Origin of the sequence: Bacteroides sp. AF39-16AC (assembly GCF_003602735.1) — a bacterium.
GTDB lineage: Bacteria > Bacteroidota > Bacteroidia > Bacteroidales > Bacteroidaceae > Bacteroides > Bacteroides uniformis.
Window position 1 is genome coordinate 916 of the sequence record NZ_QTLN01000024.1, and the last position, 21,778, is coordinate 22,693.

General features: G+C 44.9%; 14 protein-coding genes. 8 read left to right on the forward strand and 6 right to left on the reverse strand.

Annotated elements, in window-relative coordinates; all coding sequences use genetic code 11:
* Window positions 1-327 precede the first annotated feature (327 nt).
* A complete protein-coding gene (locus DW039_RS16650) occupies window positions 328-2,043 on the reverse strand; it encodes a DUF6377 domain-containing protein (protein WP_057258903.1) in 1,716 nt (571 codons plus the stop codon).
* Window positions 2,044-2,482: 439 nt separating this feature from the next.
* Here DW039_RS16650 and DW039_RS16655 point away from each other — a divergent pair, with 439 nt between their 5' ends.
* The 4 genes from DW039_RS16655 to DW039_RS16670 are packed head-to-tail and all read left to right on the forward strand — an operon-like array spanning window position 2,483 to window position 9,845.
* Window positions 2,483-5,398: a SusC/RagA family TonB-linked outer membrane protein gene (locus DW039_RS16655; protein ID WP_371682773.1), complete on the forward strand. Its 2,916-nt coding sequence runs from the start codon at window positions 2,483-2,485 to the stop codon at window positions 5,396-5,398.
* A gap of 18 nt (window positions 5,399-5,416) precedes the next feature.
* A complete protein-coding gene (locus tag DW039_RS16660) occupies window positions 5,417-6,943 on the forward strand; it encodes a RagB/SusD family nutrient uptake outer membrane protein (RefSeq protein ID WP_117704126.1) in 1,527 nt (508 codons plus the stop codon).
* 31 nt (window positions 6,944-6,974) lie between these two features.
* Window positions 6,975-8,486 carry a glycoside hydrolase family 30 beta sandwich domain-containing protein gene (locus DW039_RS16665; protein ID WP_117704125.1) on the forward strand — a complete coding sequence of 504 codons (1,512 nt, stop codon included), beginning with the start codon at window positions 6,975-6,977 and terminating at the stop codon, window positions 8,484-8,486.
* Window positions 8,487-8,513: 27 nt separating this feature from the next.
* Window positions 8,514-9,845: a DUF5125 domain-containing protein gene (locus tag DW039_RS16670; RefSeq protein ID WP_005834880.1), complete on the forward strand. Its 1,332-nt coding sequence runs from the start codon at window positions 8,514-8,516 to the stop codon at window positions 9,843-9,845.
* A gap of 93 nt (window positions 9,846-9,938) precedes the next feature.
* Here DW039_RS16670 and DW039_RS16675 read toward each other — a convergent pair whose 3' ends face one another.
* Together DW039_RS16675 and DW039_RS16680 are read right to left on the reverse strand one after the other, a co-directional pair.
* Window positions 9,939-10,283: a hypothetical protein gene (locus DW039_RS16675; protein ID WP_005824737.1), complete on the reverse strand. Its 345-nt coding sequence runs from the start codon at window positions 10,281-10,283 to the stop codon at window positions 9,939-9,941.
* Window positions 10,280-10,588 (reverse strand): septum formation initiator family protein, encoded by a 309-nt coding sequence (locus tag DW039_RS16680; RefSeq protein WP_005824736.1) that lies wholly within the window; start codon window positions 10,586-10,588, stop codon window positions 10,280-10,282. Before DW039_RS16680 ends, DW039_RS16675 begins: the two co-directional genes overlap by 4 nt.
* Window positions 10,589-10,730: 142 nt before the next feature.
* Between DW039_RS16680 and DW039_RS16685 the strand changes: the two genes are divergently transcribed.
* From DW039_RS16685 to DW039_RS16700, 4 genes are all read left to right on the forward strand, one after another.
* Window positions 10,731-12,545 carry a DNA polymerase III subunit gamma/tau gene (locus DW039_RS16685; RefSeq protein ID WP_120382156.1) on the forward strand — a complete coding sequence of 605 codons (1,815 nt, stop codon included), beginning with the start codon at window positions 10,731-10,733 and terminating at the stop codon, window positions 12,543-12,545.
* A gap of 154 nt (window positions 12,546-12,699) precedes the next feature.
* A complete protein-coding gene (locus tag DW039_RS16690) occupies window positions 12,700-14,559 on the forward strand; it encodes a sensor histidine kinase (protein WP_120382157.1) in 1,860 nt (619 codons plus the stop codon).
* Window positions 14,556-16,517, forward strand: a complete 1,962-nt coding sequence (locus tag DW039_RS16695) for a HAMP domain-containing sensor histidine kinase (RefSeq protein WP_120139299.1) — start codon at window positions 14,556-14,558, stop codon at window positions 16,515-16,517. Before DW039_RS16690 ends, DW039_RS16695 begins: the two co-directional genes overlap by 4 nt.
* A gap of 236 nt (window positions 16,518-16,753) precedes the next feature.
* Entirely contained in the window at window positions 16,754-16,924 is a 171-nt protein-coding gene (locus DW039_RS16700) for a DUF362 domain-containing protein (protein ID WP_005834872.1), read from the forward strand.
* A gap of 383 nt (window positions 16,925-17,307) precedes the next feature.
* Here the strand turns inward: DW039_RS16700 and DW039_RS16705 are convergent, their stop codons facing one another.
* From DW039_RS16705 to DW039_RS16715, 3 genes are all read right to left on the reverse strand, one after another.
* Window positions 17,308-18,501 (reverse strand): pyridoxal phosphate-dependent aminotransferase, encoded by a 1,194-nt coding sequence (locus DW039_RS16705; RefSeq protein WP_005834870.1) that lies wholly within the window; start codon window positions 18,499-18,501, stop codon window positions 17,308-17,310.
* Window positions 18,502-18,582: 81 nt separating this feature from the next.
* Entirely contained in the window at window positions 18,583-19,797 is a 1,215-nt protein-coding gene (locus DW039_RS16710; RefSeq protein WP_008662946.1) for a bifunctional 3,4-dihydroxy-2-butanone-4-phosphate synthase/GTP cyclohydrolase II, read from the reverse strand.
* Window positions 19,798-19,811: 14 nt separating this feature from the next.
* Entirely contained in the window at window positions 19,812-21,713 is a 1,902-nt protein-coding gene (locus tag DW039_RS16715) for an LptF/LptG family permease (protein WP_005824727.1), read from the reverse strand.
* Between the last annotated feature and the right edge of the window lie 65 nt (window positions 21,714-21,778).

The window sequence follows — 21,778 nt, forward strand, 5'->3', positions numbered from 1 at the left end:
TATACTAAGTTCACCCCTTGAAATAGACCACTGAACGGCCGGCACCACGCTTGAGGAGCCCAAAGAGAACTGACAATAAACCTGCGAAAGGCTACATCCGGAAAGCCCGGATACTAAACGAGAACTACTGAACAACTTTTCTCACCACAGATATGTTTCTTTCTTACCACACCCGTGTTTCTTTCTTTCCACAGCTGTGGTAAGAAAAGAACATTGCTGTGGAAAGATTAGTTTTTTAGGGAAAAACAAGGTAGTACATCGCAGTTTTTTTCCTAACTCTTAGGTGTCATCTACGCATCATACAGCGACAATCAGTAGAAGCCTTTATCAAATCCACTTCTGTGCCCTACCCAAAGAACGCACAACGGCAGCAAACTCTTCCCGAGGAATGATAGCCTTATTACGTGTTTTCAAACGATTATTATAAACGGTCTGAGGTGAATAATGCAAGAATTCGGCAATCTTCACACTATCAGTGATACCTAAACGCACCAAAGCATAAATGCGCAATTCCGTATTCAGTAACTCACCATCTTTTAGCACAATCTGCTCGTCAGGATGGAGCAAGGCATTGAAGTCACTTACAAAATCCGGATAAATGTGCAAGAAGATAGCATCAAAGTTATGATAGAACTCTTTCAACTCATTCTGTGCCATAGAATGAGTATCGGTTAATGCTTTCACATCCTCCAACTGGTTTGCCTTAAGCTTACGATTGATATTTTTCCGATACTCATCCAGCTTACTGATATAATTGGAACAAATGGAAAAGACATAACCTATGTATTCCTCCTTCACATAGTTGGATTCACGAAGCTGATTATTGGTATCCCTCAACTGTTCATTCAAAGAAGTAAGCTGTACATTCGTTTCTGCCACTTGTCCGTGCATTTTCGAAAGCTCTTCCACATGCTTATTCAAGCGGTTGTTTGCCTCATTCAGCTGTTGGCGCGACTGCTTCAACCGCTTCATCTGCTTGTATATATATAGGAAGGCAAACAAGGATATCAAGGACAAGACACTGACCAGTACCAAGTACATGCGCAACCGCGCTTCTTGCTTCTGATTACGTTCCTGATAGATCTGATGAATGGTGTCCTGCACCGCAGAGATGCCCACTACCCTCACCCGGTTCCGATATGCCAAGGCATTCTGTAAGCAGTAACTCATGTAGACATAGGCATGGTCAATATCACCCAAACTAAAAAGTACCCCCGCCAGCTCTTCCAACGAAGCAATATCTTTATTGGAGATACGTACATCGGCCATAGCAGAATATATCAGGTAAGTCAGATAATTTTCCTGCTCATCGGACTCGCGATAAAAACAGGCCAGCACGTAAGCATTCATGGCATCGCGCCGAGTGTCGAATGCAGAATTAAGAATTCCCTTCTGCAAACGTTCTTTAAAAACATACATACTGTCCGTACCTTGTACTACCTGCCCTTTATACCACAAGAACAAGGGGTCTTCAGGGGTAAGAACCATATTCAAAGAGTCCTTGTAAACACGCTCCAACTGTGCATAATGTTCATGCAAAGTACCCATTTCACTACCGGTATACTGATTGAAATGCGAATACAGATACAGCATTTGCCCGTAATAATCCACTAACAATTCTTTGGGGAGCGAACCGCCTGAAACTCCGCGCAATTCATCCTGAGCTTCTTTCAACAAACCGGTAGCAGCCAACAGAAAAGACTTTTTTATCTTCCACTCCATCTGCCGGTATTTATCATTCTGCTTATAAACTATATCCAAATTGTCTACCACATAATTCATTGCAGAATCGGCGTTATAGACGCAATACTCATCATAAAGATTTTTATTCAGCCAATATCTCTCTTCCAAAGTACGCACATCCTTTTGCAGCTTGTGCAACTGGGCAATCTTCGCCTCTTTAAGCATAGCAAACGTGTTTTTTTGCGCAATCAGAGAGTCAAGGCGCACCAGCAGTTCTTTTATCTTTTCACTGTAAGGTGCCGCATTCAGAAAGGTACACCCCATCAGTAAAAATAGTAAAGCTATGATTTTTCTTTTCATTTCTATTATTTATATAAGGCTGAGAGCACAAAGATAAATTAATCTATCTAAACATAAGCTACTTCTACCCTAAAAAGTACATGAAAGTTAAGAGGTATTTCGACCATTTACAGCGATAAAACAACATATACAGACCTCCTTCCATAGTAGCTGACCTTTACTTTATACAGCAATCAGCAAGAATATAACTCGCTATATATGTGGCATTTACATTTTACTCCGACTTACTTCTATACATTACCCGCCTATCGGACGAATAAGGTTGTCCACTATCTTTGCAACAGAGAAAGAAAAGTGTACTATGGAAAACATCCAATCTCTATTAGAACATACTTTTCTAAAATAAATTAAATCTTTTAATTAAAGTACTATGAGAATGATTACAAGAAATCTTCTTACGCGGAGTTACAAGCTCCTTCTGACATTACTCGTACTGCTAATGTCAACAAATGCATTTGCCCAACGATTGACAGCTACGGGTAAAGTAGTAGATGCCGCAGGCCTGGAGGTCATTGGTGCATCTGTATTGGAAAAGGGAACAACCAACGGTGTTGTTACCAATCTGGATGGGGAGTTTTCCCTGAGTGTAGGACAGAATGCCACACTGGTAATATCCTTCATCGGCTACAAAACGATAGAGGTAAAAGCAGCCACCAACATGAATATCACATTGCAGGAAGACAACGAACTGCTGGACGAAGTGGTAGTTATCGGTTATGGAAGTGTGAAGCGTAAAGACGTAACCACTGCCGTATCTACGGTTTCTACAAAGGATTTGGACCAACGCCCCATTGTATCGGCAGCCCAAGCCCTACAAGGTAAAGCAGCCGGTGTGTCGGTTATGCAGCCCAGCGGCGAACCGGGCGGTGGTATGAGTATCCGCGTACGTGGTACCACCTCATTCAATGGTAGCAACGACCCGCTCTACGTAGTGGATGGTGTACCTGTAGACAATATCAACTTTCTCTCTCCCAACGACATTGAAAACCTCTCTATTCTGAAGGATGCCTCATCAGCAGCCATCTACGGTTCGCGCGCAGCCAACGGTGTGGTATTGATTACTACCAAGAGCGGCTCGGCAGGCAACGCCAAAGTAGCATTGAACGTACAATATGGCATGACAAAAGTAGGCAAGAGCATGGAAGCACTGAATACAGAACAGTACCGCGAATTGCAAGAAGAAATCGGGGCTGTAAATCCAACTGCTCTTGAAGGGCTGACCGACCAGACAGACTGGTTTGACGAGGTTTACAAGACCGGACAAACCCAGAATTACCAAGTGTCCGTATCAAACGGAAATGAAAAGATGAAATACTTCCTCTCTGCCGGTTATCTGGATGAAAAAGGTATTTTGGAAGGAACATACTTCAAGCGGTATAGCTTCCGCGCCAATATCGACAACCAAATACGCAGCTGGCTGAATGTAAGTGCCAATATCTCCTACTCCGACAACATCGGAAACACCGGCATCATCTCCGGTACGGGTGCCAACCGTGGTGGTGTAGTCCTCTCGGTCATCAACACTCCGACCTATGCTCCTATTTGGGATCCTGAAAAACCGAATCAATACAATAAGAACTTCTATGGAGTGAACATCATGAACCCGATGGAAAACCTGGCCCGCCAGAAAAACAACAAGAACAAGGAAAACCGCCTCATCGCATCCGGAGCCGCTACCATCAGCTTCCTGCCCAACCTAAAGTTGAAATCATCTGTAGCCCTGGACCGCCGTAACGGTGTAAGCACCACATTCCTCGATCCAATATCGACCACCGACGGACGCAACAGCTTCGGTACAGCCTCTGACAACCGGAATATGAATACCGTGTTGGTTTTCGATAATATATTGACTTACAATACCAATATCAAGAAGCACGGCATCGACGTAATGGCAGGTTCTTCCTATACCAAATCGGACTATACCAACAGCTGGATAAACGGCTCACATTTCCGGGACGATAAAATACAGACCCTGAACGCTGCCAATAAAATTTCATGGGACGGTACCGGAACAGGAGCTTCACAGTGGGCCATCTCTTCCTATTTCGCCCGTGTGTCCTACAACTATGACAGCAAGTACATGCTTACCATGAACATGCGTGCCGACGGTTCATCCAAGCTGCATCCCGACCATCGCTGGGGTATTTTCCCCTCCTTCTCGGCTGCATGGCGCATTTCGTCGGAAAAGTTCATGAAAGACATCGCTTGGATTGATGACTTGAAGCTCCGCGGTGGCTGGGGACAGACCGGTAACCAAAGCGGTATAGGCGATTACTCGTATCTGCAACGTTACAACATCAACCGCATACCCTGGTTTGAAGAAGGTAACGACCATGCAGTTCCCGGTATCAGCCAGGCCAACCTGAGAACAAGTGACCTGAAATGGGAAACTACCAACCAGACGAACATCGGTCTTGACTTGACTGTACTGAACAACAGACTAACCTTCAGCATGGACTACTATTACAAGAAAACTACAGACATGTTGATGAATGTAAGTCTGCCTGCTGGTGCGGCAGCAACCACCAGCATCACCCGTAACGAAGGCGAGATGACCAACAAGGGATTCGAGTTCGCCATCAACTCCCATAACCTGACCGGCGAGTTTTCTTGGGATACAGACTTCAACATTTCTTTCAATAAGAACAAGCTGACCAAGCTGTCATTGCAGAAAATCTATACAGCAGCAAGCAGCGCCGAGGTGGTGAAAGAAAATATCGTACGCAATGAGCCCGGACGTCCTTTGGGTGGTTTCTACGGCTACATCAGCGACGGTGTAGATCCCGAAACCGGTAACCTGGTTTATCGCGACCTTAACGAAGACGGCAAGATTTCCACTTCTGACCGTACCTATATCGGCGACCCGAATCCCGACTTCATCTACGGATTGACAAACACCTTTACATGGAAAGACCTCAGCCTGAGCATCTTCATCCAAGGAAGCTACGGAAACGACATCTTCAATGTGTCCCGTATGGAAACCGAAGGTATGTATGACGGTAAAAACCAGTCAACGGAAGTATTGAAACGCTGGAGAATTCCCGGACAGATTACGAATGTCCCGAAAGCCAACTTCAACATCAAGAACTCCACTTACTTTGTAGAAGACGGCAGCTACCTGCGTGTCAAAGACATTTCACTCTCTTACAACATCCGTTGCCGCCAGTTCAAGAAATGGGGTATCAGCCGCGTACAGCCTTATTTTACCGCCAGCAATTTGCTGACCTGGACCAGCTATTCAGGTATGGATCCTGAAGTGAACCAATATGGCAACAGCGGTTCTGTACAGGGCATCGACTATGGAACTTACCCGCAGAGCAAATCATTCGTTTTCGGTATCAATGTTGAATTCTAAAAAAGGAAGAAATAACTTATGAAACTAAACCATATATATAAAAGTATAGCTTGCGGTGTATTGTTGGCAATGACCGCAACCTCATGTGACTTGGACTATAATCCGGTAGACACCTACTCGGATGTAACGGAAGGAGTGAACAAAACTGATGAAAAGCCTATCTTCAACAGTGTGCAAGACGTGGAAACTTCAATGGTAACCCTTCACAAAAAATTTCGTGACCAGCAGGAGCACTGGTATGTCGACAAACTGCTTATCGGTGACGCTCATTCCGATAATGCCTACGCCGGAACAACGGGGGCCGAAGTGGTGCCTTACGAAACCAACTCCATTGAAGGCTCTAATTCTGTACTAAAACGTGACTGGGACCGTTTCTTAGGCGACATTGCCGTTGCCAACCGCATCATCGTGGGCTGTGACCAGCTCAAGGCACTCAGTGAAAGTGAACGCGGCAAGTATCAGTCACAAGCCAAGATATTCCGTGCCATGGTCATGTTCGATATGGTACGCTTATGGGGTAACTTCCCGGTCATCACTACCGTGGGCGGTGACATTACCGAAGACAACGTAGAAGAAATGTACCCGACCTATTTTCCTCCACAGAATACGGCTGAAGAGGCTTACGCCCAAATAGAGAAAGACCTGACTGAAGCAGTGGAAAACCCCAACACACCGACAAACGACACATCAGACAAGAGCATACTTACCAAATCGGTGGCACGTGCCATGCTTGCCAAGGTCTATGCAGAAAAACCTCTGCGCGATTATGCAAAGGTTATCAAATATGCCGATGAACTTGCTGCCGACGGCTTCGACCTCGTGGAAGACTTCAGCGACCTTTGGGCGTATGATACGGAAAAAAAAGACTGCCGGGTACGCAATACCAAGGAGGCAATTCTCGAAGCCCACTTTCCTCCCGGCTCCGGCAACTGGTGTACTTGGATGTTCGGCCGTAACTTGAGCAACTGGGATGAAAGTTTCACCTGGGCCAAATGGATTACCCCTTCCCGTGACCTTATCCGCCTCTATGAAGAGCAAGGAGACACGAAACGTTACAATGAATCTGTTGTATGGTATGACTGCGGATGGAGCAACTATTATCCGGCAGACCATTATGCCTTCATGTACAAATGCCGCTCTGCGTTCAACAGCATTATCTATCTGCGATATGCCGACATCCTGCTCCTCAAAGCCGAAGCAAAAATTATGGGAGAGACTCCCGACCTAAACGGTGCAGCCGACATCATCGACCGCATCCGCAACCGCGCCGGACTGGGCAAACTTCCACAAAGCACCCGCAGCAATAAAGAAGCATTGCTCCAAGCTTATATGGACGAACGCCGCATGGAGCTTGCCTTTGAAGGACAGCGCTGGTACGACCTTTGCCGCCTCAATAAGGTAGAAGAAGTGATGAACGCCGTTTACGCCAAAGACAGCGGCCGCCATGCACAAGAAAATCTGTTCAATGAGAACTCCTATCTGCTGGCTATTCCCCAAGGAGCCATCGACCAGAACGAAAATCTGATACAGAACCCGGGCTATTAATACTAATGAGTAATATAAAAATCAATTGAATATGAATTTAAGAAATATATTCACTACCGCATTAGGCTGCTTCACCATACTGGCAGCCTGCGGCAATGACAATGACAGTAACATCACCCCTACACCGGAACCCAAGCCAGACCAACCCACGGAAGAGGCAAAGGATGTTACCCTCTATGTAACGAACACCAGTCGTACTTATGATTTGACAAAGTCCGGGCTGGCCTTCGGCACCGGAAGCAACATGTCACCTTCTACCGTGACACTCGACCCTGCCACCCGCTATCAGGAAATGGACGGTTTCGGTGCAGCCATCACCGGCTCTACCGGTTACAACCTGATGCAGATGACACAAGAGAACCGCACGAAGTTTCTGACTGAAACATTCTCGGACAAAGAAGGCTACGGCTTCAGCTATGTACGTATTGCCATCGGTTGTTCCGACTTCTCATTCAGTGAATTCACTTGCTGTGACGAAAAGGGGCTTGAGCACTTTGCCCTTCCGATGGAAGACACCAAATATGTGATTCCTATATTGAAGGAAATTCTGGCAATCAATCCTGCCGTCAAAATAATTGCCGCTCCCTGGACATGTCCGAAGTGGATGAAAGTGAAAAGCCTGGAGAAACGTGTACCCTTTGACTCATGGACCAGCGGACACTTGAACCCCGAATATTACAGAACGTATGGCGACTATTTCGTAAAATGGATACAAGCTTTCGAAAAGGAAGGCATCAAAATCCACGCTGTGACTCCGCAGAACGAACCGCTGAACCACGGTAACTCAGCATCCTTGTTCATGGGATGGGAAGAAGCCCGTGACTTCATCAAGACCGGCCTGGGCCCTGCCTTCAAAGAAGCCGGAGTTACTACAAAGATTTATGTTTTCGACCATAACTACAACTACGACAATCTGGCCGACCAAAAAAGTTACCCTACCAAGATTTATGATGATGCGGAAGCCTCACAATACATTGCGGGCGCTGCCTACCATAATTATGGCGGTAACCGTTCTGAGTTGCTGAATATCCACAAACTCTATCCCAACAAGGAACTGCTTTTTACGGAAACCTCCATCGGTACTTGGAACTCCGGTCGCGATTTGGAAGCACGCCTGCTTAACGATATGGAAGAAATAGCATTGGGAACAGCCAACAACTGGTGCCGCGGCACCATTGTGTGGAATCTGATGTTAGACAGTGACCTGGGACCGGTAAGCCCCTCAGATGGTTCTTGCAAGACCTGCTACGGTGCAGTGGATATTGACAATACAAACTATTCTAAAATTGTCCGTAATTCCCATTATTACCTTATCGGGCACATGTCTTCAGTCGTGAAACCGGGAGCTGTACGTATCGGAACGACCGGTTACACAGCCAACGGAATCACCTACTCCGCCTTCGAGAATACGGACGGTACCTATGCATTCGTATTGGCAAACAACAATGCAGATGCCAAGCGAATCACCGTAAGCGACGGCACACACTACTTTTCCTACGAAGTTCCGGCCAAAGCAGTCGTTTCTTACCGTTGGAAAAAATAAAACTAATAATTTAAACAGAAGATTATAATGAAAAGCTTAAAATACTATCTAATGGCATTGGCAGGCATAGCCATGCTGAATGCTTGCAGCGATGACGATCCGGTTCCCGGCAACCCGACAATGGACTTTCAGGCAGAACCTTCTTCAGCCTTGTTCGGAGACAGTCTGCCTTTTACAATCAAGGCATCGGACGCAGATGTACCCCTTTCCACGTTAAAAGCGCGGTTATACTTCAGCGACGAAATGGTGTCAGAGACTATAATCCGTACAAAAGTAAACGGTCAAGACTATACCGGGAAAATATATGTTCCCTATCTGGCAAATATTCCCAACGGAACAGCTACATTGAAGTTCATTCTGCAGAACATCAATTTCACAATTACAGAAAAAAGCTATGACGTGGCGCTGAGTCGTCCGGACTTCCCCTACCTAACTCTGATTTCCGGAGACCAAGAATACCGCATGGAAAAAGTCGCAGCCAATCAGTATAGCGTGACCGGTGAATTTGCACAAAAAGTGAAAGGTTACATCAAAGCTCCTAAAGTAGGCGCCAACGGGAATGAAATCAACTTCGGATGGAGCAACGGTGCCATTACACAAGGTACCTCCAGTGAAATTACCTTCTCCAATCTGTCAGCTGGAGAATATTCCATCTCCTTCAATACGTTGACTTATGCAGCCGCTCCTTTCGTGAAACTACTGCTGAACGGTTCTGAAATGGAGATGGTGGATGATGACCATTACAGCATCGACCTCAATCTGAAGCAAGGGGACAACATCACTGCAGACATTCCCAACTTCGACCAATATTGGATAGACCCCGACTTCTTCGAAAAGAATGAAGACGGTTCGCTGAAGTTCCTGCCCATCGATGGAACTTATCGCGTCATTGCCAACCTGGCCCTGAATTATCTGGAAGTATTGAAAATGAACGGAACAAGCACCGCCACTCTGAACGATGACGGAACCGGCGCCCTTTGGATTATCGGTGACGGTATCGGTAAACCTTCCGTAGCGACCAATGCCGTAGGTTGGACTACAGAAAAAGGTCTCTGCATGTCACAGATTGAAGCGAAGAAGTATCAGGTAACAGTAGTAGCGGGAGAGCAAATCAAATCTGATGACATCAACTTCAAGTTCTTCCACCAGCAAGGTTGGGGAGGTGAATATAAAAACGATGCCTTGTCTACCACCAGTGACTTAGTATTTATAGGTGACGGTACCAACGGACGTGATGCCGGCAACTTGGGCCTCGTAGAAGGCAAAAGCCTGGAAAACGGTGTCGCTTACCGGTTCACAGTTGACGTAACGGCAGGTGTCTCTTCGGCAGTTCTGACAGTAGAAAAGGTAGAAAGATAGACGGATAACGCAGAAGATTAACTAAATGAGAAAGGGGCTGGCTCTATAAAAGAGTTCAGCCCCTCTTGTTTATGCAGAATATATGTTCCGGATTTAGCTTAAACCTTCTTTCGCCTCCTCTTGTGGAATACGTACCGAAGTGTAAAGCTCAAGAATGGCGGCTATCGTCAGAGACACAATCCATTCATTGCCCCTTGTAAAGAGCATGAATGCCCCCGTAAGCACCAGCAAAAGCGCACCGAATATTTGCTGTCGGCGCAGGCGTTTGACAGTGGGACTTTTACATTTGGACGGAGAATTAATTTGGGCCAAAGCAACCATCGTAGCGCCGATAGTATATATATAAGGTGAAAGAGGCCAGCCCGTGATATAAACGGCAGCTCCTGCCAAGAGCATCACGGCCCCTACTGCGAAAAGGGCAGGTATCAGTTGTTTCATTCTTCTATATCTTCTTCAAATACATAAATATCCTCATTGGGCTTTTTCATCAGATACTTCTCACGGGCAATCCGTTCGATGGCACCGGAGTCGACGGCAAGCTCATTGAGCCGTTCGGTATTCTCCTCGTATTCCTTGCGGTACTTTTCTATTTCATCGCGCAGACGGCTTTCTTCCCGGGCGTAACCCAAACGGCGTACAACACTGTTCTCATCCAGGAACCCGATAATTACAGCAAACAACGCAAGCGTAATCAGATATTTATGCTTGCGGACAAAAGACCAAAGAGAAGCAAGTTTATCCATCTCGTTATCTACTATTTAGCAATTTATCATTCATGATGGAGCTTGTCCATCATATAACTTCACGTCACAAAGATAAGAGGAATAACCGAAAGATTTCTTTTTTTTGTGTACATTTGCACAAAAAGCAAAGAATATCCCAAATATGGAAAACTATATCGTATCTGCACGGAAATATCGTCCCTCGACCTTTGAGTCCGTAGTAGGCCAACGTGCACTGACCACTACCTTGAAGAATGCCATTGCCACCGGAAAACTGGCGCATGCCTATCTTTTTTGCGGTCCAAGAGGCGTGGGAAAAACAACTTGTGCCCGTATCTTTGCTAAAACAATCAACTGCATGAGCCCCACAGCAGACGGTGAAGCATGTAACCAGTGTGAATCCTGTACTGCCTTCAATGAGCAGCGCTCCTACAATATCCATGAGCTGGATGCCGCCTCAAACAACTCTGTGGATGACATCCGCCAATTGGTGGAGCAGGTACGCATTCCACCTCAGATAGGCAAATACAAAGTATATATCATTGATGAGGTACATATGCTGTCCGCCTCGGCTTTCAATGCTTTCCTGAAAACACTGGAAGAGCCGCCACGCCATGCCATATTCATCCTTGCCACTACCGAGAAGCACAAGATATTGCCCACCATCCTTTCACGCTGCCAAATATATGATTTCAGCCGGATTGGTGTGGAAGATACCGTAGCACACCTCGCATATGTCGCCTCCAAAGAAGGTATCACTGCTGAACCGGAAGCGTTGAATGTCATTGCCCTCAAAGCAGACGGTGGTATGCGCGACGCACTATCCATCTTCGACCAGGTGGTAAGCTTCACCGGAGGACACATCACCTATAAGAGCGTGATTGAAAACCTCAATGTGCTGGACTATGAATACTACTTCAAACTAACCGGATTCTTTCTTGAGAACAAAATCAGTGACGCGTTGCTATTACTGAATGATGTGCTCAACAAAGGCTTCGACGGCAGCCACTTCATCACCGGACTTTCATCCCACCTGCGCGACTTGCTTGTCAGCAAAGACCCGGCAACACTGCCGTTGCTTGAAGTGGGCGCAAGCATCCGCGAACGTTACCAAGCACAAGCACAGCAATGCCCCCTCCCTTTTCTTTACCGTGCCATGAAGCTCTGCAACGATTGTGACCTGAACTACCGTGCCAGTAAAAACAAACGGCTACTGGTAGAGCTCACTCTGATACAAGTGGCACAACTGACCGCCGAGGAGGACGACGGTGCCAATGGGCGCAGCCCTAAACAAGCTATAAAACCCATATTCACGCAGCCTGCCGCCGCTCAGCAGCCACAGGCCACTGCTGCCACGCCCCAACAAACCGTACAACCGGCAGTACAGACAAACAGCACTCCCCAACCTGCTGCCACGCAGCATAGTAATGCAACAACTCCACATGCCACACCTGCTGCCGTATTAATGGCGCAAGGGAGAGAAGAGAAAAAAATTCCGGTCATGAAAATGTCCGGATTAGGGGTCTCCATCAAACGCCCCCATATAGAAGAGGAACAAAGAAACCCTTCATCTAACCCTACTGCCGCCCACCAAGCAGCACAACCGAAAGAAGACTACATCTTCAATGAAAGGGATTTGAACTATTACTGGCAGGAGTATGCCGGACGTATGCCCAAGGAGCAAGTAGCCATTGCCAAGCGCATGCAGAACATGCGCATCACTTTAATAAATGACACAACTTTTGAGGCTGTGGTAGACAATGAAATCGTTGCCAAGGAATTTACCGGCATGATACCCACTCTGCAAAATTACCTACGTACCCGGCTAAAGAACCGCAAAGTCACCATGACTGTCCGGATTAGTGCTCCTACTGAAAAGGTACGTGCCTACGGACGCGTTGAAAAATTCCAGATGATGGCACAAAAGAACAGTGCCCTATTACAACTAAAAGAAGAGTTTGGTTTGGAACTGTATTAATCCCTTCCAATCGCCTGCATAAAGTTGCTAACAAATTGAGTATAAAGGATAAAAAAACATCTATTTAATTTTTTATTTATTCATTTATATTTATTTTTGCCAATAATAAACAAAAGAGGCAAACAAACATTTGAGAACAAAAACAATTATATGGATGCTATTGGGGCAGATACTGTATACTTCTGTCTTATCGGCACATACAATAGCCAATCAAGAAAAGCAGAGTATTCTGCAATCATTGGTCAAAAGACAAGTTCTCTATGATGACTCTATATCCATAGACAGTGTCATTGCGTGGAGTGAGCAACTTCTTCCCATCCTACAATCAAATGAAGATAGAACAACATATTTTCTATTACAACTTCAATTGGCCAATGCCTATACATTGCGCGGCGATATCAGCTTAGCAACGAACCGGGCACAACTTATGTACGAAGAAGCTAAAGCAACAGACTACCAATTTGGTATGGTAGTGGCCAACCAAGCCATCGGAGACGCCTATAATACAATAGCCAACATGGGGGATAAAGCCCTGGAATCATACCAGGATGCTTTGACTGAACTATCCAACATTTCAGACCAGCATCCATATAGGGCACAGCTTCTTTTAAAAATGTCCAACGTTCTGCAACGGAAAGGACGTCTGGAAGAAGCGGAAAAAATCCTGGAAGAGCTGGAGAAAATATTATATCAGGAGCCTGACTACCCGACAGACTTCTTTTTCTGCATCGAAAAGACGAATTTTGCCATTTCCCATGGACACCTCTCACAAGACTATCTTGATGAAGCAAACATCTGGCTCCACAAAATGGACTCCATTTACCAACTGCACCCAGAGAAGTTCTACCGGTTTCACTTGGATTATACCACTGCCGCCTACTATAGAGCCATGGGAAATTGGGACAAACAATACTGGAAACAAGCTCTGGACATCTACTCCAAATTGCAAGCAGAATACTCCGGTAATAAGCGCTCCACGTATTACCGCTGGACTTCGCTGGAAAAAATCTATCTCTGTAAAATACAAGGCATGGCCATGGAAGCCTGCCGAATCTACCAGGAATTGTATCCTCCTATAGATACACTCGCTTCACAAAGCTATATCCGGCAAATCAATACGATAAAGGCAAAATACCAGGTAGATAAGGCAGAGACGGCCAGCAATAACGAATACAATAAAATCATAACCAGCATATTGGTAGGAACGATGGCATTAGTAACGTTATTTGTTCTACTTGCCATCCTACTCAAAAGGCAGCGGGAAAAGGTGAAGCTCTCCACCCAAAAACTGGCAACATCACGGATAAATGCCGAAAATGCCATGCGTGCAAAAAGCGTGTTCCTCTCGAACATGAGCCACGAAATCCGTACCCCGCTCAATGCATTATCGGGCTTTTCATCCCTATTGACGGAAGAGGGACTGGACGATGAGACACGCCGTCAGTGCAATGAAGTTATCCAACAGAACTCAGAACTATTGCTGAAGCTTATTAACGACGTGATAGATCTATCGAGTCTTGAATTCGGCAAACTGCAATTCTGTATTGCACAACATGATGCCGTAAGCATCTGCAGAAACGTGATAGATACCGTGAACAAAGTGAAACAGACACAAGCTGAACTTACATTCACCACCGAGCTGGAAGAAATGCCCATCGAGACTGACGACTCACGCCTGCAGCAAGTCCTGATTAACCTACTGATAAATGCTACCAAATTTACCCCACAAGGCAGCATTGTCCTAAAGCTGGAAAAAGAAACGGACGACACCGTACTATTCACCGTAACAGATACCGGTTGCGGCATTCCCAAAGACAAGCAAGCCAACATTTTCCAACGTTTTGAAAAGCTGAACGAGAATGCTCAAGGCAGTGGGTTGGGGCTCTCCATATGCCAACTTATCATAGAGCATATCGGCGGACAAATATGGATTGATTCAGAGTATGCCGAAGGCTCACGCTTCTGCTTCACCCACCCCATAAGCCAGACAGGCAGAAAGGAGAATAAGAAATGAAACAGATATTTACATTGCTCATTGCCTTATGCTGGCTGTTACCGTCCGCACACGCAGATGTGCGACGGACAGAAGCCAAGGATAGCCTGCTACGTATATATCTTGCCTCCCCAGCCGATACCACCAGATTGGAAACCCTATATCAGATAGCACTGCTTGACCAACTGTCACCGACATTCATCTATTACGAGAACAAATTACTGGAAGAGGCCATCGCCCAGAAAAATATACTTTACCAGAGTGCGGCCATATATGCACACATTATTTATTATTACAACCTACTGGACCAAAAACATGCAGAACAATGGCTGAGGAGGCTCGAACAGTTGTCTGAAGAGCACAACTACTACCGTCATTACTTCAGAGGCAAAAAGATGATGATAGAATTCTATGTCATCAGCCAGAAGATTGAATTAGCCCTCAAACAAGCACAAGACATGTACGACAAGGCTCAAAGTCTTGGCAACCATGACGGTATGCGCGAAGCATGCCTATGCCTGATGACTGGATATTTCAATACCTTACGTTACAAAGAAGGAATCATCTACCTGAACAAGGCTTTTGAACTGACAAGTCCGGATTCCTCCCTTGCCACTCAGATTGATTTATTGACAAAAGCGGTACTGGCTTACTCATATCTCCATGACAACGACAACATGTTCCGGTATCTGGAGGAACTCAACAATGCAAAAAACAGATTGCAGGAAGAAGGCACCACCGTACTGACAAACGGCTATACCAATTTGTATCTGCTCATAGATTTACAATACGCCCTTTACTATACCCGCCTTCAACGTCCTGCGGAAGCATGGGAATATTTGCAGAAAGCAGAGCGGCATCTCAGTACATCTTCATTTCTTCCTTATCGGTTGATACGTTTGGCAGCATATGCCGAATATTACCAACTGACAAAAGAATACGACAAAGCTTTGGTTTATTTAGAAGACGCCATTGAACTTGTAACCCCTATTTCACTGGATAATGCCATGATTTATGGACTTCAGAAAGCGGATATACTAGTAAAGATGGGGTTTCCGGACGACGCACTTCCTATCTATAAACAAATAACCAAGGCAAGAGATTCGTTATATACAGTATTCTCCACCTCACAGATAGAACAGATACAAAGCCTATATAATATGGACCAACTGCTTTTCCAGAAAGAACAGCGGCAAGCCACTTTTCACCGTATCTGTCTGGTCACTTCCATTATCATCATTATAGCCTTGTTACTTTTCAACCTACATATGTATAGAAGCAGGAAGCGGCTGCAACAAGATGAGAAGGAAATGCGTAAATTGGCAATTATTGCCGAAGAAGCCAACGAAGTAAAAAGCCGTTTCCTTGCCAATATGAGTTATAATATCCGTATTCCACTGAACAATGTAGTCGGTTTCTCCCAACTGCTTTCCACCGACAACGAACTGGATGAAGAAGAGCGAAAAGAGTATTCCGGTATTATCCAGACCAATTCGGGTGAGCTTATCCAACTGGTAAACGACGTATTGGACCTCTCACGCCTGGAAGCGAATATGATGAAATTTCAATTGCAGGATTGTAATGTAAAAGAATGGTGCAACGAACTAGGTTGTCTAATACAAATGCGTAGTGAAGGCCGTATCCTCCTGGAACTACAAGTGGAGGTGGGAGATGTGCGTATCCATACCGACGTCAACCGCCTTACACAAATAGTGACAAGTATGCTGCTTTATCCGAACGACTGCAAAGAAACGCGCAAAGTCAGCATGTTCTTGGTCAACCATCCGGACAAACACATCATCGCATGCCGGATAGAGAACAGTCCTATAGCCGATTCCAGGTTTGCCTCTCAAAAAGTATCAGTGCAACAGAAAATCAACCAGTTGTTCTTTGAACATTTCAAAGGTACCTATCAAACCGAGAATGTCGAAGAAGGAGAAATCGCAGTGATTACTTTTACCTATCCGACTCTTTCTTAAAAGTTGAAAATCGGCTTAAGCTCCAGCTAAAGCCAATAGTATCAGAGCAATTCGTTTACGAAATTCAAAAACGAACATTTTTCAGTCTCTGCGGTATGCTGTGTCGCTTTCTCGACTCCTTATTTAGACGACATACAAATTATACGTTTTTAATCAAGATTGATAGCAAGTAATAAAGAAAACCACTATTTTTGCCAAACGAATTAGTACTAATAATAATTTAAATCTAAAAGAAAATGGCTTACGTAATTAGTGACGATTGTATTGCTTGCGGAACTTGTATCGACGAGTGTCCGGTTGGCGCTATCTCTGAAGGTGATATCTATCATATCGACCCTGAGACTTGCACAGAGTGTGGTACTTGTGCAGATGTTTGTCCTTCTGAAGCAATTCATCCGGGAGAATAATACAATCCCAGTATCAAAAACAAAAGCGTGGGTAGATAAACTGCCTGCGCTTTTTTATATCCCCCACGTGAAATTCAGTACCTTCACCCCCCTCATTGTTATTTTCTATATACGGATAATACGTTAGTTCACAGACATGAACACTTTGTTCCATAAGTATAAAACAAAGTGTTCATATAGTAGAAAACAAAATGTTCGTATAATATAAAACAAAGTGTTTATACTGTATGGAACAGAGTGTTCGCTATAATGAAACAAAGTGTTCGTCATAACAAAACAAAGTGTTCGTCATAACAAAACGAACAGTCCGCTTTGATGAAACGAACTGTTCGTGACAGCATGACAGATGTCTTGCTAAAATAAGTTTGTAGAAGAAGTTAGAATCACTTCAGATTAGCCAGTGCTTCTTTTATACGACGGATAGCTTCAACTATATTTTCATCGCTGGTTGCATAACTCATACGAATGCATTCGGGAGCTCCGAAAGAAGCACCACCTACGCAAGCCACATGAGCCACTTCCAACAGATACATGGCCAAATCATCTGAATCATTGATTTTACGTTCTCCGGCAGATTTACCGAAGAATGAATCGCATTTAGGGAACAGATAGAAAGCACCTTCCGGTACATTCACCTCGAAACCCGGAACTTCCTTGGCCAACTTTACAATCAAATCACGACGACGCTCGAAAGCCTTGCGCATTTCCTCCACCGGAACTTGTGTACCCGTATAAGCAGCCTCAGCAGCCTTCTGAGATACAGAACAAGGACCGGAAGTATACTGTCCCTGCAATTTATTGCAAGCCTTCACAAGCCATTCCGGACCTGCAATGAAACCGATACGCCAACCAGTCATTGCATATGCTTTGGAAACACCATTCACAATGACCGTACGCTCTTTCATTTCGGGGAATTGTGCTATGCTCTGATGCTTGCCGATATAGTTGATATGTTCGTAAATCTCATCGGCAATCACAACAACCTGCGGATACTTTGCCAATACTGCGGCCAGGCCTGCCAACTCCTCCTTGCTGTACACCGAACCCGTAGGGTTAGAGGGAGAGCAAAGAATCAGCGCCTTTGTCTTCGGGGTGATGGCAGCCTCCAGCTGTGCAGGTGTTATCTTAAAGTCCTGGTCGATACCGGCAGGTACGATAACCGGCGTACCCTCAGCCAACTTTACCATTTCCGGATAACTGACCCAATAGGGAGCAGGTACAATTACTTCGTCACCCGGATTTACCAATACCAGGATTGCATTGCAAACCGACTGCTTGGCACCATTGGCGCAAGAAATTTGTGCGGCGGTATATTCCAGACCGTTTTCCTTCTTCAACTTCTCTACAATTGCATTACGTAAGGCAGGATAACCCGGCACTGGAGAATAGCGAGAAAAGTTATCGTCTATCGCCTTTTTCGCAGCCTCTTTAATGTGGTCGGGAGTATTGAAGTCCGGTTCTCCCACACTCAGGTTAATTACGTCTACGCCTTGAGCCTTCAGCTCTGCGCTCTTTTGAGACATAGCCAGTGTCGCAGAAGGCGACAAACTGTTTAAACGATCTGATAATTGGTTCATTTTGTTACTATTTAATGATTGTTACGCAAATCCGGTTGCAAAATAAGCGATTTTCTTTGATATAAGAAAACAAAAAGACAGTTACTTATTGAAATGAAGTGTATGTCCCATACGTTCTTTCTTGGTACGGAGATAACGCTCGTTGTATGGATTCGGAGTAGTCTCAATAGCTACGTTCTCCGTTATTTCCAAACCGTAAGCCTCCAAGCCCACACGTTTCACGGGATTATTGGTCATCAGCCGCATTTTGTGCACTCCTATCTCACGAAGCATCTGGGCACCCACACCATAATCACGCTCGTCTGCCAGATGTCCCAGGCAAATATTAGCATCCACAGTATCCATGCCTTCTTCCTGCAATTTATATGCTTTCATTTTTTCCATCAGGCCAATGCCGCGACCTTCCTGATTCAGATATACAACTACCCCCTTACCGGCTTTCTCTATCATCTCCATTGCCTTATGCAGCTGCTCGCCACAATCACAGCGTTTGGAATTGAATATATCACCAGTGGCACAAGAAGAATGTACACGCACCAGAATCGGTTCATCCAATTCCCAAGTACCCTTGAACAAAGCTACATGTTCCAAACCGTTCGACTTCTGGCGGAAAGGAATCAAACGGAAATGACCGTGGTCTGTAGGCATATCCACTTCCACTCCTTTTTCTACAATAGACTCCTGCTTCAAACGGTAGGCAATCAAGTCACGGATAGAAATCAATTTCAAGCCAAATTCATCTGCCATTCTGCGCAATTCGGGCAAACGGGCCATTGTACCATCCTCATTCATTATTTCCATAAGGGCTCCCGCCGGATAAAGTCCAGCCAAACGTGCCATATCAATAGTAGCCTCCGTATGTCCGGCACGGCGCAACACACCTTTCTCCTGGGCATACAATGGATTAATGTGGCCAGGACGCCCGAAAGTGGCCGGAGTAGAAGCCGGATCGGCCAACGCCTGGATAGTAGCAGCGCGGTCTGCCGCAGAAACCCCGGTACTGCAACCTTCCAACTTGTCAATAGTCACCGTAAAGGGAGTACCCAATACAGAAGTATTATCCGATACCTGATGCGGCAAATCCAGTTCCTTGCAACGCGAAACTGTAATTGGAGCACAAAGTACACCACGGGCATGCTTCAACATAAAGTTTACTTTCTCCGGTGTAATCTTTTCAGCTGCAATTATCAAATCACCCTCATTCTCACGGTCCTCATCATCCACAACAATCACAAAGTTACCGGCTTTGAAGTCTTCAATGGCCTCTTCTATCGTATTCAACTTTACATTTTCCATAATCTATTTTGTTTTTATTTATTCTGATCTCTTTCTATGATTCCAATCACATCTTCATTTGTCTTGATAATCCGCTCCATATCCTTATTCAGACGGATACGGAATGCCCAGATACGGAAATAAAAGAACAAGCCTATCGGGAAAACAATACCGCAGAGCAAGTTTAACCAATAATTGCGGAACGGACGGACATGCGCATGGATGGGGATGACCGGATAGGTGTTCAGCGCTGTCAACAAAGTAACGGATCTTGTATTCGACATCTCATCTATCAGACTCTCCAAACGTTCGTTAATATCTTCCACTGCCTCATCCTGGCTATCAGTCATCCACAATTTAAAGTAATTGGGAGCACGTTTCAACCCCTTTCTATCAGCATATTCACGACAGTCTACGGACAAAGCCTTCAGCTCTTCCGGAATACGTGTATAATCAGGATCATGGATGATTACTTCCTTACGGAACAGATGGCGTACACTGCGAATACCCACAACCTTCTTGAACCAATTTATATAAGCATCAGCATTCAATACCACTGAATCATTGTTGGATTTATATGTCAAGAACGCACCCAATGGAGCCAAGACAGCAGTACTGGTCCACATACCCATCCAGACAACCCACTGTCCGTCACGGGCCATCTTATACCCCGTATTGTTGATGATGTAATAGATAATAAAAATCAATACAGAAACCACCACCGGCATTCCCAAGCCTCCTTTACGGATAATTCCTCCGAGTGGCGCACCAATAAAGAAGAAGATGAGACATGCCAGAGAAAGAGTCAGTTTCTCATGCCAGGAAGTCATGTGCCGTCGAAGGCTGCTTTCAGTCTGCGATATATTAAAGCTCTTAAAACTCCAGTCACTCCCCGCACTCTCTGCACGGCTGACGGCCGTGGATATAACCTTCTGTTTCTGCATCAGTGTAGCCACATTGTAGAGGCTGTCTACATTGTACTCACCTAAATAGGCCTTTTCAATCTTCAATGTATCCTCTTTAGACAAGCTGGCTGTCACCTTATAAGTTCCTGCCATAGCTTCTTTATAATAACCACGTCCCACACTGTCATTCTGCAATTTCATGGAATCAATATCCGCCTGCAGCATTCTCATATCCTTACTGTTGGACTGATTACTCATGATACCTGCATCCACCATATTAAAATCCGAATTGAACTCAATGATTGCATGCTTTTCGCGGAATGTCTCACGCCGGTAAGGCACATTCCTTTGGTTCATGTTCTGCGATTTCAAATTCTCAAACTGCTCACCACTGTATAAATGCAAATATAAATGCTGTTTGTCAGCCGTCATCTCCAGACGTCCCGAATCAGACTTGATAATTTGAGCATTCTCAAAACCTTTCTCAAAATTATATATCAGTACGTCATACAGCATACCAGTTTTGCGGTTCTTATGCTTCACATACAGATTATAACCATCTATTTCATCGTAGAACACACCTTCAGGAATATCCACTTCGGGAGATTTCTGCTTCATGGAAATAAGCAAAGTCCATAATTTTGTTTGGGCTTTTGGTCCTATGACATTTTGGAAATAGAAAGAGACACAACAGATGAAACAAATAAAGATAATCAGGGGCCGCATGATTTTCAATAAAGAAATACCGGCTGCCTTCATGGCAAGTAATTCAAAACGTTCTCCGAAATTTCCAAAGGTGATAAGGGCAGCCAGCAGAATAGCCAGCGGCAACGACGCAGGTACCAACGAAAGCGCAGAATAAAAGAAAAACTGTGCAAGGACAGTCATCTCCAATCCTTTTCCTACCATTTCGTCCACATACCTCCATAAAAACTGCATCATAAAGATGAAGAGGCAGATGAAGAAAGTACCCATAAAGAGCATGCAAAAGCTCTTCAAAACAAATATATCTAACTTTTTTATGCGCAGCATTTTACTCGTTTCATGCAATGAGAGCACAAAAGTAGTACAAAAAAGGGAGTACGGGAAATTTTTAA